The organism is Priestia iocasae (assembly GCF_016909075.1).
In the GTDB taxonomy this organism is placed as follows: domain Bacteria; phylum Bacillota; class Bacilli; order Bacillales; family Bacillaceae_H; genus Priestia; species Priestia iocasae.
Genome location: NZ_JAFBFC010000006.1, coordinates 144,691 through 160,344 on the forward strand (window position 1 = coordinate 144,691; position 15,654 = coordinate 160,344).

At 38.6% G+C, this 15,654-nt stretch carries 14 protein-coding genes and 1 riboswitch; of the genes, 12 read left to right on the plus strand and 2 right to left on the minus strand.

Annotated elements, in window-relative coordinates; translation table 11 throughout:
• Nucleotides 1–95 precede the first annotated feature (95 nt).
• The 10 genes from JOC83_RS15875 to JOC83_RS20295 all read left to right on the plus strand — a co-directional run bounded on the left by JOC83_RS15875 (nt 96) and on the right by JOC83_RS20295 (nt 10,258).
• Complete coding sequence (locus JOC83_RS15875) at nt 96–1,199, plus strand: hypothetical protein (protein WP_205188362.1); 1,104 nt, start codon at nt 96–98, stop codon at nt 1,197–1,199.
• Nucleotides 1,200–3,197 (plus strand): McrB family protein, encoded by a 1,998-nt coding sequence (locus tag JOC83_RS15880; protein ID WP_205188363.1) that lies wholly within the window; start codon nt 1,200–1,202, stop codon nt 3,195–3,197.
• A complete protein-coding gene (locus tag JOC83_RS15885; RefSeq protein WP_205188364.1) occupies nt 3,181–4,974 on the plus strand; it encodes a DUF2357 domain-containing protein in 1,794 nt (597 codons plus the stop codon). The genes JOC83_RS15880 and JOC83_RS15885 overlap by 17 nt, the downstream gene beginning before the upstream one ends.
• A 48-nt stretch (nt 4,975–5,022) precedes the next feature.
• A complete protein-coding gene (locus JOC83_RS15890; protein WP_205188365.1) occupies nt 5,023–5,163 on the plus strand; it encodes a hypothetical protein in 141 nt (46 codons plus the stop codon).
• Nucleotides 5,164–5,287: 124 nt separating this feature from the next.
• Nucleotides 5,288–5,689, plus strand: coding sequence for a YkvA family protein (locus JOC83_RS15895; protein WP_205188366.1), 402 nt, complete (start codon nt 5,288–5,290; stop codon nt 5,687–5,689).
• A gap of 539 nt (nt 5,690–6,228) precedes the next feature.
• Nucleotides 6,229–6,969, plus strand: a complete 741-nt coding sequence (locus JOC83_RS15900) for a metal ABC transporter ATP-binding protein (RefSeq protein WP_205188367.1) — start codon at nt 6,229–6,231, stop codon at nt 6,967–6,969.
• A 6-nt stretch (nt 6,970–6,975) separates the two neighbouring features.
• On the plus strand, nt 6,976–7,833 hold the full coding sequence (locus JOC83_RS15905; RefSeq protein WP_205188368.1) for a metal ABC transporter permease: 858 nt from the start codon (nt 6,976–6,978) through the stop codon (nt 7,831–7,833).
• A 33-nt stretch (nt 7,834–7,866) separates the two neighbouring features.
• Nucleotides 7,867–8,808, plus strand: coding sequence for a metal ABC transporter solute-binding protein, Zn/Mn family (locus JOC83_RS15910; protein ID WP_275580444.1), 942 nt, complete (start codon nt 7,867–7,869; stop codon nt 8,806–8,808).
• A gap of 219 nt (nt 8,809–9,027) precedes the next feature.
• A complete protein-coding gene (locus tag JOC83_RS15915) occupies nt 9,028–9,399 on the plus strand; it encodes a metal-dependent transcriptional regulator (protein WP_205188370.1) in 372 nt (123 codons plus the stop codon).
• Nucleotides 9,400–9,574: 175 nt separating this feature from the next.
• Nucleotides 9,575–10,258 carry an SPOR domain-containing protein gene (locus JOC83_RS20295; RefSeq protein ID WP_205188371.1) on the plus strand — a complete coding sequence of 228 codons (684 nt, stop codon included), beginning with the start codon at nt 9,575–9,577 and terminating at the stop codon, nt 10,256–10,258.
• Nucleotides 10,259–10,480: 222 nt separating this feature from the next.
• Here JOC83_RS20295 and JOC83_RS15925 read toward each other — a convergent pair whose 3' ends face one another.
• Nucleotides 10,481–12,178 (minus strand): methyl-accepting chemotaxis protein, encoded by a 1,698-nt coding sequence (locus tag JOC83_RS15925; protein ID WP_239583579.1) that lies wholly within the window; start codon nt 12,176–12,178, stop codon nt 10,481–10,483.
• Between the two features lie 216 nt (nt 12,179–12,394).
• A riboswitch (cyclic di-GMP riboswitch) is annotated at nt 12,395–12,479 on the minus strand.
• A gap of 506 nt (nt 12,480–12,985) precedes the next feature.
• On the opposite strand from JOC83_RS15925, the gene JOC83_RS15930 reads away from it, so the two are divergent.
• Together JOC83_RS15930 and JOC83_RS15935 are read left to right on the plus strand one after the other, a co-directional pair.
• Nucleotides 12,986–13,705 (plus strand): GTP pyrophosphokinase, encoded by a 720-nt coding sequence (locus JOC83_RS15930; protein WP_338038936.1) that lies wholly within the window; start codon nt 12,986–12,988, stop codon nt 13,703–13,705.
• A 335-nt stretch (nt 13,706–14,040) separates the two neighbouring features.
• Entirely contained in the window at nt 14,041–14,298 is a 258-nt protein-coding gene (locus tag JOC83_RS15935; protein ID WP_205188455.1) for a hypothetical protein, read from the plus strand.
• A gap of 68 nt (nt 14,299–14,366) precedes the next feature.
• Here JOC83_RS15935 and JOC83_RS15940 read toward each other — a convergent pair whose 3' ends face one another.
• Nucleotides 14,367–15,440: a CotS family spore coat protein gene (locus tag JOC83_RS15940; RefSeq protein WP_205188372.1), complete on the minus strand. Its 1,074-nt coding sequence runs from the start codon at nt 15,438–15,440 to the stop codon at nt 14,367–14,369.
• Nucleotides 15,441–15,654 lie beyond the last annotated feature (214 nt).

Genomic DNA, 15,654 nt, shown 5'->3' on the forward strand with positions numbered 1-15,654 from the left:
GCCTATAACCCTATACTAAAAATGGTCAGACTAATCAACTATACTTTAGTCAGAAAGTAACAACGGTGTAATCAAAATAAAAAGAGATGGGATGCGTGTCATGGATGAATAAAGAACAGTGGAAAAAGGTGTTTGGCTCTATACGAGATGAGCAGTTAGTGGATTTGTGTAAGGTGTGGGATGTGAAGGTGAAAGGATTTCGGACACTCACCAAGCAGAATGTGAAGCAAGCGAAAAAACGATTGATGACGGAGTTAGTCGATTTTAGAACGTTACGACCGATTATTGAGTTTTATCAGCTAGCGGCTGTCGGAGGAGAACATGATGGTGGGAAAGGAAAAGTGTTAGACATTCAGGTGAGAGATGCGACGATTCCAGAACTCATTCAAGCTTATGAAGATGGTGAAGAGCTGCATTTCTTATTAGGAGGTTTGTTTTCAAGTGAAGACGTTAACCACCATGCCTTGGCTGATGAATTTTTAGAAGCATTGCTGACACAAAAAAACGTTCAATCGATCGAACAGCTACTGATGGATGTAGTAGAAGAGAAAGATGTAGTGGAGCGTGAAGAGTCTAGTGCTCAAGGTACAAAGCAAATCGAAAAGAAAATAGAGAAGGCTGAAGCGAAAAATCAAAAGCTTCAACAGCAAATCAGCGAGTGGGAACAACAATACAGTAAGCTAAAGCAGGAGTTTAAAGAGGAAAAGCAGCAATGGATCAAAGAGCGAGCACAGCTACAGCAAGAGATCGGCAATGAAAAGAAAGCCTGTGAGCGTGTGCAAGAAGCAAATGAGACGTCTGAGGATGAAAAGCAAAAATTGAAAGATGAAATAGTGGAATTAAAGGCTAAAATTGCCCATTTGCATACACAAATTCTCCACTCAACCAAGCAGGCGGCCGTGACCATTGCGCACGAAGAGAAAACTGAAGCGACACAAGAATTCACGATATTACTGATCGGTGATCCGAAAAACAAAATGATTCATGAATCGACAAATCCAGTGTTTCACGTAGTAGATCCAAGAAATCAAGAAGCGCTTGAAGAAATGGAAGTCAGGGCGTTTAACGAGATTTGGATGCTGGACTATTTAGTACCGTTTCAACTAAGGAAAAAATGGATGACTCATGATAAAGATGAAATGAAACATTTTAAAAATTTCAACGAAGTGAAAACCTATGTAGCGAAAGGGAGAAAATAAATGAGCATGAAAGTATGGGAAAACGATTTAATTGGCGTGTTAGATGCACCAACCGAGGAGATATGGCCGTATCGAGATTCGATTTTTATTAACAATCAAAATAGCTTACAGTTTGGAATTCACATTCTCTCTCAACCACCTGAAAGCTTTCCGAACGTCAAAACAGTGACGTGCTTTACATCAGATTTAGAGCAGTGGGGCTTTGAAGATGACTATACGCAGCATGATTATGTGAGAAAAGAGAGATTGAAAGAATGGTTAGCTGATTGTTTATTAGTGTTCAAAGTGGAAAGACGCATTCGTTATAACCATGAAGAAGTGTTTAATGCAAAGGATGTGCGCGTGTTACCGAAGCTGCCGAGCTTTAGTGAAAATGTAAGGCTCATTTCAGTTCCGATTTTCAGTCAAGATACTCATGGGATGGATGTGGATGAATTTGTGCATCGCTTATCTAGTCGGAAGTTTGTTGGACGAATTGACTCCATTTCTCACGAAGTAGACGATACACCATCGATGGTTGTGTGGAGAGAAGAAAACAGCGATCAGTTGAAGCTATTCGGTGAGTTTGAAGATCATCAATACGCACACGGTGGATTTAGTTTTCATGTGCGTGGAGCGTTAAAGGAAATGCCATTTAAAGAGGAATGGCTAGAGGAGTGCTATTTTTGTAGTGATGTAGACGAGGTCGTGTATGTGCCGCTACCGATTTATCAACAAATGGCAGACGACATGGAACAGTCGTCACCTATCTCGGTTTCACCATCAGTGGAAGCAATTCCTCGTAAAGTGGAAGCTCAACCCAAAAAGAAAGAAGAACATGAAACGATTGTGCAAAGTAAGGCGGAAGTGGCCGTCGCGGTAGAGGTACTGGATTTAGTGAACGAAGAAGCGGATGAGAAACAAGCAGAAGAGCGAGAGTTTTTAGAGCTGTTTTACACGTACACACAAGATGCGGGGCTGTCTTACAGTCAAGAGAATTTGATTAATTTCCACACGTGTATGAAGTCGTCACCACTTGTGATTCTGTCTGGCATGAGCGGAACGGGTAAAAGTAAGCTCGTTGATTCATATAGCTACTCGCTTGGGTTAAAAGGTGATCAATTCACTGTCATTCCTGTCAATCCATCCTGGACATCTGATTCTGACTTAATTGGATACGCCGATACGATGAATATGGTGTATCGTCCAGGAGATTCCGGGTTGATTAATGCGCTGAAAAAAGCAGCGGATCATCCGGATAAGCTTTTTGTGATTTGTTTTGATGAAATGAACTTAGCGCGTGTCGAGCACTATTTCTCACAGTTTTTATCCATTTTAGAAATGGAACCAGGAAAAAGGGTACTGCGATTGTATAACGATGACCTTGAAAGTCGCTTATATAACTCTGCGCAATACCCACCGACCATTTCGATTCAAGATAACGTTCTGTTTGTTGGAACGGTCAATGTGGATGAATCAACGTATCATTTCTCAGATAAGGTGCTTGACCGCTCGAATGTGTTAGAGCTAGACGTGATGCCATTTGCGGCGTTAAAGCAGTTACCTGAACGGAAAAAAGTAGCGGGTCGTAAAGAAGAAGTTGGTTTTGAAGCGTATAAACGGTTTAAAAACGAAACGCGAACACTGTCGTTAACTGATGATGAGACAGCTCTTTTATGGGATGTGCATCAAGCGCTACAACATGTGAATCGTCAACTTGGAGTGGGACCGCGAATTGTGAAGCAAATTGATCGTTACTTACATAATTTGCCGATGCAATCAGTTGTGACAAGAGACAAAGGATTTGACCTTCAATTTGTGCAGCGTGTGTTAACGAAAATAAGAGGTTCAGAGGAACAATTAAGAAGATTATTAGGTACTTATCGAGATGGAGAGGTCGTAAACAGTCAATTGTTGACCATCTTGAATGAATACGAGCATGTGTCTCGCTTTGACCGAAGCAAGCGCATCATTGAACAAAAAGTGAAAGAGCTGAAGCTGAATGGATACACGTTCTAATAAGCGAGGATTTGAAGTTGAATTTACACAAATCTTTCAGGATGAGACTAAGGTACCTATCCTTGTAGAGGATTTTGTGGAAGATGTTCAAAAATGGGATGACGCTGTTCATTCGTGTGCGGTAATTAGAGAAAACATTAACGTCACAATGACCTTTCGAAGTGACGATTCACATGCAACATGCACGATGGACGGTTTTGATGTTTTGCCAAAAGGGACGGTGCAACATGATGAACAGAATGTGCCCTATATAAAAGCAAGCACAATCACACTGTTTGAGCATCATTCCAAGTTAAAATACTATCCGTATATTCCAGGTGTATACCGCCTATCAGTAGACGTAAGTGGAAAGACGTATTACTCATTTGTAAAAGTCATCGCCAATCGACTGACTGAGCAGCAGTTAAAAGTGATGCAACACGAAGTAGAGGAGACCATTACAGGCCTTGCTTTGGATACAGTTCGAAAGCAAAGCGTGTATCAGCAGATGGAAGGGCTTAATCTTGATGACTCGCTGTTTCAAAGCTTTCGACGGTTAGAGGCTCGTTTTGGAGATGTGACAGCCATCGTGGGAGATGTCTCTAAAAGAGTGAGATCATCATTAAAAAAGGAGTATCGTCTTCAATCGATTGACACAACGTCTCATGTTGATGAGATGGCAATTCACTACCGTTTGAAGCATCCGGAGTCTACGAATTACCTGAAAACAAGAAAAAACAAGATTGATTATGATTTACCTGAAAATCGCTTGCTAAAGCAGATTGTCAACAAGTGGGTGAATCTGTTAGATGAGTTCATTCAACAAGTAGAGTATAACGTCAATCATTTGTTTAGATCAAAGAATGAAGTCTTTTCTTCTTACACAGACGCTACAAGAAGAAAAGTGTTATTGACTGAGCTCGAGCGCTATATCACGAGAGCGACGAAAATGAAAGGGATGCTCAACCACCTTCGTGCAAGTCATTGGTACAAAGAAATTAGTGATCAGCCTCAAATGAGTATCCCAAGTGCCATGTATGTGGATGTTCGCTACAACAAGCTTTTAAACATCCATCAAACATTATGTAGTCAGCGTCGCGGTGTGACCTTGCATGAGTCATGGAAGTATCAATGGAAGCGAACCGATCAGCTATATGAGATATGGGCGTTTTTAACGGTACTGAACATGTTTCAATTCAATGGCTTTACGTTAAGTAATGGTTCGTCATGGCTTTTTGATAAAGAGGAGCAAAAGAACCGAGATTTATTCGTTGTGCCAACCATTCCAAAAGGAAAGATTGTTGAGATGACAAAAGGAGAGGTAAAGATTGCTCTCTTTTACGATCATGCGATTCCAACGGAACAAGCAGATACAGATGAAGGAAATGAGCCTATTTATACCACTTGTACACATAATACCCCAGACATTCGAGTGGATGTGTTTATAAAAGGCATCTTTATTGGCACCATTCTGATGGATGCGAAGTATCGAAGAAAAGACGTAATCATGGACTCAAATCAACAGCTCATGAGCTACGTGGATCATGTGCGCTCTCCTTATATTTTTAAAAGAAAGCGCTGGGAGAAAATTCGCCCGGTTCATCGTGTAGTGGTGTTCTATCCAGACAAAAAAGGAGAAGAAGAGATTGAACACCTAGACGACAGAAGCATTAGTCTTATTCCGTTAACACCTGCTCTTTCAAATCAACAAGCTGCCCTCATGCTTGAGAAAATGATGGAGGAATTAATGATAGAAGCAGAAGAAGAGATCAAGCAAGCGGTGTCTACACAAGTTTGACAACTAATCAAGGCGTGGAGAAGGAGGTTCTAGCATGATAAACAGAAAATGCCCGAGGTGTCAGCAACCTCTCTGTTTTCACCGATGCATGTAGACGCCATTCTTTCAAAAGGATACTGGGAAGAAGTGTGGACAACGATTGATCTTCAAGATGTATTAGCGTCTGTCAAAATCGTTGAGGAGTGGTGAACGTTGATTTATCATAGTAAAATAGAAAGTTTTTTAGAAATATTGAAAGAATGATGAGGCATACTAAAAGGAAATGAACGAACAGAAAGACGCATATCTTCATAAGAAAGGAGTCAAAACCAACATGAAACAGTCACCCAAAGATGTGGAAAAGCAAATGAAAAAAGCCCAAAAGCACTTTTCAGACGATCGATTTTGGGCCAAGGTAAAGAGAGTAGGGAAAAAAGCAGGGTCTTCTGTCATTTATGCGGTGTTGCTTTTATATTACACGCTTCAAAAGCCAGAAGTGCCTAAAAAAACAAAGGGAATGATTATTGGAGCGTTAGGCTACTTTATTTTACCGTTAGATTTAATTCCTGATTTGATGGCAGGGGTTGGATACACCGATGATCTTGGCGCGTTAGGCATTGCTTTACTTCAAGTGGCGATGTATATCGATGACGACATCAAGCAAAAGTCAAAAGAAAAGTTGGCAGACTGGTTTGGTGAAGGAGTCGATACATCAGAGATTGATGGGAAAATCTAAATTTTCTAGTGTGTTACTCCTTATCTTAATTAAAGACAACTATTAGTAAAAGAGACTTGGCACATTAACCAAGTCTTTTTTATGTTCTTTTGAAAAGAAGAGTACGACGTGTCATAAGCTCTTTCTCTTCATCATGTAATCTAACAGCTTGTCACCCTTTTTTAAAAAATAAGCATGTCTAAGCTAAGTATGTATAGAATGAAAGAATAGAACATGAAAATTTTGTAAAAAGTCAAAATTTTTTATAGAAATGTCATTGACTTTTTGTGGTATAGACTATATATTTTGCATTAAGGAAACTTTTTGTAGTGTGGACAAAATGCAGATTACTAGAAACTGCGTATAATAGAATACAATTTTTTTTCGTTTAAAAGTTAACCTTATGCAACTTAAATAGCCTGTGTAAACATATGTGTATAAAGAAAACCATTGAAGCGATGTTAAAATGGTCAATTACTGTTTAGGAGTGTAAGGAATTTTTTTGATTCAGATGCGGCAAGTGTAGGTTGATGGAGTCATATGACAAGGAGGATTTGTTCATGAGTGATCTTGCTATTTCAATTCAAGATTTACACGTTTCTTATTACGGCAATGAGGCTGTAAAAGGAGTGAGCCTTTCAATAGATACTGGTAACCTTGTTGGGATTATCGGACCAAACGGGGCAGGTAAGTCCACGTTTTTAAAATCGGTTCTAAATCTCATTCCAAGAGATAAAGGAGAGGTGAAAGTCCTCGGTAAAAGTGTTAAAGAAGTTCGAAAAAAGATTGCCTATGTTCCGCAACGAAGTGACATCGACTGGGACTTTCCGATTACAGTGTTGGATGCAGTTCTAATCGGTACGTACCCTAGCCTGAAATTGTTTCAGCGCCCGAGAAAAAAGGAAAAAGAATGGGCCTATGAGTGCTTGAAGCGAGTGGGCATGGAAGACTTCAGCAAGCGTCAAATCGGAGAGTTATCCGGTGGACAGCAGCAGCGTGTGTTTTTAGCGAGAGCCCTTGCTCAGAAGGCGGAAGTTTTTTTCCTTGATGAACCGTTTGTCGGAGTGGATGTCTCTAGTGAAGAAACCATTGTTAAGATTCTAAAAGAATTATGCGCACAAGGGAAAACGGTCATGGTAGTTCATCATGATTTAAGTAAAGCGACGAGCTATTTTAATCAGTTAATTCTACTAAACAAAGAGTTAATTAGTTACGGATCTACAAGTGAAGTGTTCCAATCAAGTGTGATTGAGAAAGCATATAACGGACAATTTGCATTTTTAAATGAAATGGGGGTGTAAAGAAAAATGGCATTTATTGAAGCGGTGATGCAATATGGATTTTTGCAAAAAGCACTCATCACGTCCATTATGGTTGGAATCATCTGCGGAGTCATTGGCTGTTTCATTATCCTAAGGGGAATGGCCTTAATGGGAGATGCGATCTCGCACGCCGTATTACCTGGTGTCGCCATTTCCTATATATTAGGAATCAATTTCTTCTTTGGCGCTGTATTTACGGGGATTATTACGGCCATGGCGATAGGCTATGTGAGTCAAAATAGCCGTATCAAGCACGATACGTCCATTGGTATCATGTTTACCGCCATGTTTGCAGCTGGGATTATCATTATTACAATGCTGAAAAGTAGTACAGATTTATACCACATCTTATTCGGGAATGTATTAGCCGTTCGACCTTCTGATATGTGGATTACACTTGGTACCGGACTATTTGTTCTGACCGCTGTGTATTTGTTTTACAAGGAGTTATTGGTGACATCGTTTGATAGTACAATGGGAGCGGCATACGGATTACCTGTTCGCCTCATTCATTACTTCCTCATGGCACTTCTTACGATGGTGACGGTTGCGTCGCTTCAGACAGTAGGAATCGTTCTCGTTGTAGCCATGTTGATTACACCTGCAGCCGCAGCATATTTATTAACGGATCGCTTATGGGTAATGATTTTCATCGCAGCTGGAATTGGTGTCATGTCTTCAGTTGTCGGCCTTTATTTTAGCTTTACCTATAATTTAGCTTCTGGGGCTACCATTGTGATTTCGGCGACAGCAATCTTTATGTTTGTGTTCATATTCTCTCCAAAGCATGGGTTACTTTGGAAAACACTAAAAGCAAGAAAAAAGCGATCCGCTTTAATATAAGATAAAGATAAAAAATCTGAGGAGGAATACATGATGTTAAAAAAGTTATCGATTCTTTTACTTTCATTATTTTTGGTTGGAGTATTAGCCGCTTGTAATAGTGAAAAAACAAATGGTAATGAGGAAAAAGGCGAAGGAAAAGTGCAAGTTGTCACAACGTATTCAATCGTTTATGACATTGTTAAAAATGTCGGAGGCGATTTAGTTGATATTCATAGCTTGGCGCCTATCGGATCAAATCCACATGAGTATGATCCCCTTCCAGAAGACGTACAAAAGACAACAGATGCAGATGCGGTCTTTTATAATGGGTTAAACCTAGAAGAAGGAAATTCATGGTTTAGTAAGCTAATGGAAACAGCAGGTAAAGATGGAGAGGATGCACCTGTTTTCCTAATGAGTAAAGATGTAGAAGCGAAATATTTAACTACAAAAGGAAAAGAAGGGGAAGAAGATCCTCATGCATGGTTAGATGTTCGAAATGGGATTAAATATGCTGAAAATGCACGTGATGGTTTAATTAAAGTTGATCCAGAAAACAAAGATGTATATGAGAAAAATGCAGAAGAATACATTGCGAAGTTAGAAAAGCTACACAGTGATGCAAAAGCGAAGTTTGACAAAATTCCTGCAGAAAAACGAGTTCTTGTAACGAGTGAAGGAGCGTTCAAATACTTTAGTGACGCATATGAATTCCAAGCAGAGTATATTTGGGAAATCAACCAAGAAAACCAAGGAACACCAGATCAAATTACACGAATCGTCGATATTATTAACGAAAAAGAAATTACAGGGTTGTTCCTTGAAACGAGTATTGATGCTCGCAGCATGGAAGCTGTATCAAGAGAAACAAATGTACCGATTATGGGGAAAGTATTCACTGACTCATTAGCCGCTCCAGGAGAAGATGGGGATACGTACATTTCAATGATGGAATGGAACATTAATAAAATTAGTGAAGGCTTAACGAAGTAACGCCAATAGGTAGCTCCCTCACCCAAGTAATGGATGAAGGGAGCTTTTTAAAAAGGAAACAGCCTAATGGTTGAGATTTTTGACGTTTTGTGTAAATGACTTCTATCACGTAAAGCCTTCCCCATTTCAGTGACAGGGAGTGACGAATGAACAGCTCAACTGCCGAATTTCAGTCTTCTAACAAAAGGAAAACATGTGTAGAAAGAGGTGAAGGATACAATGGTCTCACCTTCTGAAGAAAGATATTTAGAAGAAATTTATTATCATGTCTTAGAACATGGATATGCAAGAATTTCTTATATTGCTAAATCGCTCAATGTGGCAGTTCCTTCTGCATCTAAAATGGCAGGTAGACTTTCACGTCAAGGATTATTAGATTATGAACCTTATGGGATGATTCATTTAACAAAAAAGGGATTTGCGATTGGAAGAGAGCTTGAACGAAATCATAAAGTGTTGGAGAATTTCTTTCGTTTGATACAGCTAAAAGAAGAGCTTATCGAACAGGAGGTAAAGAACATTGAACATCATATCAGCAGTGAAGCGGTAGGAAAGATCAAAGATTTTATGAGCACTCATTTTCCTGAATAAACAAGTCAAAGGAGGCTGCCCTTATTCCACATATTCTTGGAATAAGGCAGTCTTCTTTTGATTTATGAAGCGATTATCAATACTTTAACGCAATGACGATTAAAAATTGCATGACTTTTTCTCCTATTTTCACCTATTATAGTAATAACACTAACAATGTTCATCATTTAACGAGGTGATTACTATTCGAAATGCTGCATTAAAAAAAGAGACAACGAATCATGACTCCCAATCGAACAAAACGTTTTCACATGAAGAAAAAGCGAGTCGTGTCGCAAGAAAGCATGATAAAAAGAAAACGAAGCGAAAAAAGGTTCCGACAGGACTTCTCGTACTCATCGGATTATTTGGTTTCTATACCATTTTTACAACCATTAAAACTCCAAAGGATACGTTTGATAAGCCGAATGTCGTTGCGGATGAAAAAATCAATCGAGACTCAATGGATGAGATCGAGAACGCGACAGAAGAAGACGAAATTGAAATCGCCCCTAGTGAGAGCGAGCAAAATAAAAGCGAGGTCGAGCCAACTGTTCCGAAAAAGACCGAGGAGGATCGTGTAGTTGAGGAGACAAAGCGTGAGCCGAAGGTTGCACCCAATCCTAAGCCTGAACAGGCTACGCCTCCAGTCAGGAAGCCATTAAATCTTTATCGTGTTCAAGCTGGGGCATTCTCTTCCAAAGAAAATGCATCCGCATTAGTGGACAAGCTTCGAACAAAAGGATTTGAAGCGACGGTACGAAAGAGTAAAGAGCGTTACATTGTTCAAATAGGTGCATTCAGCAACAAACAAAACGCCAATCATCAAATCGCTCAATTGAAATCACAAGGCTTTGAGGGGTTTGTGAGTCAGGATTAAAAGCTAGGACAAGGATTGGACAACCTATTTGTCACCAATCCACCTTAAACGACTATGGTTTCTTTAAGTTTTTAGATGAGTAGACTAAACAGGCAGCTCATGAGCTGTAAATAAAAACGAGGGAACTCCTATGTACGGAGTTCCCTCGTTTTTTAGCCTATAAACTAATACTTTTCTAGATATAGGTCGCACTGTTTTTGGGCATTCAGTGCATCTTCTTGATTAAACTTTGAACTTACCTACAACTGCTCGTAATTCTTCTGCCATTTGTGCTAACGATTGCGCGGATGTATCGATTTCTTCCATAGAAGCGAGTTGTTCTTCGGTTGAAGCAGCAACTTCTTCAGCACTAGCAGCATTGGTTTGAGCTAGTTCAGAGATGTTCATGGCTGAGTTTGTTACTTTATCAATGTTAGCCAAAATTTCTTGAACCGTAGCAGTCATTTGCTCCATTTCAGGGGCTATTTCTTTTGTACTTGTTAAAATGCGAAGGAATTTATCAGATGTTTGTTTTGATACGTGCAATCCTTTTTCTGCATTTGTGACAACTTCATTCATGATGGTTACTGTTTCTTCCGTATCATGTTGAATGAATCCAATTAATTCAGCAACGTTTTTGACGGATGCTTGTGATTGCTCTGCTAGCTTTCGGACTTCAGCGGCTACTACGGCGAATCCTTTTCCATTTTCACCAGCTCTTGCTGCTTCGATTGCTGCATTTAGGGCCAATAAGTTCGTTTGATCTGCAATGTTACTAATTACATCTAAAATCGCTCCAATTTCTTTTGAACGATGAGATAGTGATGAAATAACGTTATTTGAGCGACAAATTGACTCATGAATAAATGTCATTTGAGCTAAATTATTTTCAACAAATTGACTTCCTTCTTCCGCTTCTTCCTTTGTCTGCCTTGATAAGTCTGATACATTCGTCGAGCGTTCAGAAATATGAGAAACGCCTCGTAGAACATCTTGCAGAGAATGAGTGTTTTGTTCTAGCTTTACCGTCGTTGTCTCTGAGCTACCAGCAATTTCTTGAATGGCAGATGCGACCGTTTCCGATGCTTTACTAGATTGCTCGGCACTAGCATTTAGTTGTTCAGCGGAAGCTGCTACTTGATCTGAATTTTCCGCGATAGAAGTAATCATCTCTCGTAAGTTTTGTGTCATTTGCTGAAAGGCTTCATTTAAATAATAAATTTCATCTTTTCTCTTCATGTGTAATGGCTCTACTTGTAAGTCCCCATCGGCTACCTGATTGGCGATGTTTTTCAATTTAACAATTGGATTTGAAATAATCATTGAAATGAAAATACCACTTGCGATGGCTAGAAGTGTCGCGAGGATACTGATTAACAATGAAGTTCTGCTCGCTTGTTTTGAATTCTCTTGCGTTTCTTTTATCTTAACATCCAAAATGTCTTTATCTAACCAGTCATGCATCGCTTGACTATCTTCCATTAATTTCGTGCTAACAGGAACAATTAATGCGAGCCCGTCGTTAATCGCTTTTTCTTTGTTTACTACTTTTTGATCCATCACTTCGTTTGTTATTTCTCTAAATTGATTGTTAGACTCTTGAATCGCATTTAAGCGATCAGTGGTTTCTTGGATCGTAGCTAATTCTTTTCCACGTTCAATGTTGTCGTTAATTCGTGTGTTGGCTTCATTCATTAACTCTCTAAACTTTGCATTATCATCATACAGCATAAATGCACGGTAAAAGCCGGTCTGTAAGGCTGTATCTGTTTGAATCGCTTGAGTGATTGACCGTAATTCTGTCACGACGTCGATTACATAATTGTAATCTTCATTTGACTTCTTCATGTTGCTGAAAGAAAGAAAGGAAGCTGTTCCAAAAAGGATAGAGACGATTAGGAAGCTTCCTATCAGTTTTTGTTTAATTGATAGGTTCATCATGCGGAGTCCTCTTTTCTTGAAATAAAGTATGTAATACATAGTATCTTCAACCGACATCAATCGTTAGGCGTATTTAATTCTTAAAGACTATGTCTACTCAAAAAGAACGATATGTTTTAAGACTCTTTTATGTTTCTTTGTTTCATCTACTCCTTACAGTTATTTTTAGTCATAGAAAAACACCTATAGAAAGGCTATAGGCGATGTAAGGACATGAAATGCAGCTGGCTGGCATAGTTTTGTAACCTTAGCCCCTATAGCTTTGCGTCCTTTCCTTTAAGAAAGTTTGCCAAAATTGATAGAAATGTCGAAGAATGTAAAAAAATGTCGTATAGTAAGATAGTACCACATAAAATGAATATGTAAAGAATCATTTACCATTTTTAGATCTTTTTATATTGCTGCATCAAGGATTGAGAGGGAGGAAGCTCATCTAGAATAGTGGTTTCATTTAATAATTCAACTACATGTGCAACAGTCATGTTATCTACCTTCTTTATATGAATGTCTATAGCTAATGAGATAGTTATATATTGCTATATAATGGTTTATTTTCCTTACTATTTATCAACAAGGACTCTCGTTCTTTACATCCGCTCAGTAACTGCATGTTTTCAGGAAAGGAACCGCTCATAATCAATGCATTGACGAAAAGTATAGGGTGTGTATCACAACCTTCTTATTTGTTTTACGGTGAAAACATCGATATACTATTCCTCAAAGAATATTACTACCTTTTAAACATTACAAAAAACCTCATCCAATTTTGGTCATACTAACTTGTATCACAACAAAGGAGCAAGAAGCGTGAAAGACATTAATTTTGCAGATTTACAAATAAACTTAAATCGGTTTCGATTGTCTTATAAATTTGCATTAGAAGAAATGCAAACGAAGGTCAATATTCTTCGAGAAGAGTTTCATGTGATTCATGAATATAATCCAATTGAGCATATTTCTACCCGTCTTAAGTCACCTGAGAGCATCTTAAAGAAAGTAATGAAAAAAGAGGTTAAGTTGTCCTTAGACGAGATGAGAGAGAATATTCGAGATATTGCTGGTCTGCGCATTACATGTTCATTCATTGAGGATATTTACAAAGTGTCAGATTTAATTCAGTCACAAGACGATATTACAGTTGTCGACGTAAAGGATTACATAAAGAACCCGAAACCAAATGGCTATCAAAGTTTGCATTTAGTCGTTAAGGTACCAATCTTCTTATCAGACGGCGTTGAGTTTGTGTATGTTGAAGTTCAAATTCGTACAATTGCGATGGATTTTTGGGCAAGCCTTGAGCACAAAATCTACTATAAATATAATAAAAACATTCCAGCTCACATACAAGACGGCTTAAAGGAAGCGGCTATGCAAGCAGCTATGTTAGATCGTAAGATGGAACAAATTAACCATGAAGTCAATATTTTAAAACAGCAAGATGAACAGCCGAAAGACTTTATGACACCGCAAGATGTGTATCAACTTCTTAAAAAGCTTTCACAAGTTGAAGGGAAGATAGAGGAATAATAAAACCGAACAGGAGCATTCTCGCTTTCTGTTCGGTTTTTATTTTCTTCATGACAAAGAGGCTAAACTAAACAGGCTGAATCAAACAATTGATGACGAGAAATATAACAATAAACAACCCTCTCCTAGACAACAACACATTTCCGCTCAACTCTACTATTTGTTCAGAGAAAGGTTAATAGATTTATACTATTAGTCATTGCACTATTTTCTACAGGTTTTTTACCTGACTAAATCGAAATGACGAAAATGCTTCATTTGCGATAGATGAATAATACTTTGTTCAGAATGGGGGAAACTACGGTATACAGACTTTGAGGAGTGATGTCGTGTTCATGCAGGGGCATATTATCGCAGGGGAATTCGATTCATCAGTGAATGAGTTTTCGTTACAAAAAGTAAAGCATTTCAATACAGAATCAACCTTAAACGAAGCGCAATTAACGAATGTCTATCATTATTTGAAAAAACATCAGCATGAAGAGGATGGGCATATTATTACGCTATACGATCAAATGCTGGTGCGCTTATCTCAAGAGGAAATGAACCAGGTAATAAGTGATATTGAGAACGTGTTGTCGATGTATCAATAAACCTCAAAAAGAAGAGCTGTCGTTTCATCTTGTTTATCGATGGATACAGCTCTTCTTTTTATTGTGTTTTACATCTGATTAATTAAGTTTCGTAACGCTTTTGATTTAATTTGTTCGTATTCAAAGGCTGCGGATAATTTTTCGCCAAGTAGTGGCGTTTTTCGTACAAAGCGCTCTCGGATGACGGCGTAGAGTTGGTGAGGAAATAGCATATCGATAAACATGATTTTCTTTTGTTCAGCCGTCAGTGGAGAGACAGATTCGTAGGCGTCAATCATAATGTTAAAGGTTTGATCGTCCCATGTCCCTGTTGTATCAAGGAGTGGAATAATCATTTTCCGTATGTCTCTTATCGGTAATTCAAACGAAACGGTATCAAGGTCGATAACCCAAATGTCTCCATTCGGTCCTAGTAAGGAGTTACCCGTTCCATAATCTTGGTGACATAGATTCGGTGTATGTTTAATACTATTAACCCACTCATGGTACCCTGAGTTAAGCAATAATTGTAACGTTTCTTTTCCTTCAGCAATAAATGGATCAACTTCTGCTAGATAAAGTTGCGAGAATGAATCATCTGGCATTTGTTGTGCGATTTGTTTCCATGTCTCCATTTGTTGGCAGCGTTTAATATAGTGATTTGGCCATCTGCCTAACTTTGTGAAAATAGGAATACCGGGTGGAGGTTGGTATCCTATTGAATCGAGGTGAAAGTTTGCTAGACCTTTCATAATAAACTCTAAATCTTCGTTTGCCGTTAATTCAAACGGTCTTCCTTCAATCCACTCATACACAACAAATAAAAATGGATCGTGCTTAGAATAGAGTTCACCAAATTTATTTGGAATGATACCTGGCACTTTTGTCCCTTTCTTGGCTAAATAATTCTGTGCATAAATTGAAAAAAGTGCTTTCTTTTCAGGTCTATAAATGCGCTTTAGGCAAAAGGCATCTCCATTTGAGGTGAAAACTTTCCAAACAATCCCCATTTGTGCACCTTGAATGACTTCGATTCGATCCACAGATAAATCCCAGTTCACCATCATAGCTTCAGCGATTGATATTAACTTCGCTTGTTCTTCAAGAGACAAAGTGCTTTCTCTTTGTTCATTTAGTAGTACTTCTTTTTTTTGCTCTTCCATTTCTTTACCCCTTTCTCAAAGGCCTCTAAATTAATGTATGGTTAACAACCTATGAATGTCCTAGTCTAGTATCTAATTATTTAAAAATAGGTAGATGTAACAGAGACAAGCGCCTTTTTTAAAAATGGGGATAGTTTAAAGTCACGATGATGTAGGGGGTCTCGTATCATAAGTTGAGAAGGCAATACTTCTGTATTTCCGCATTTTTTTGAAT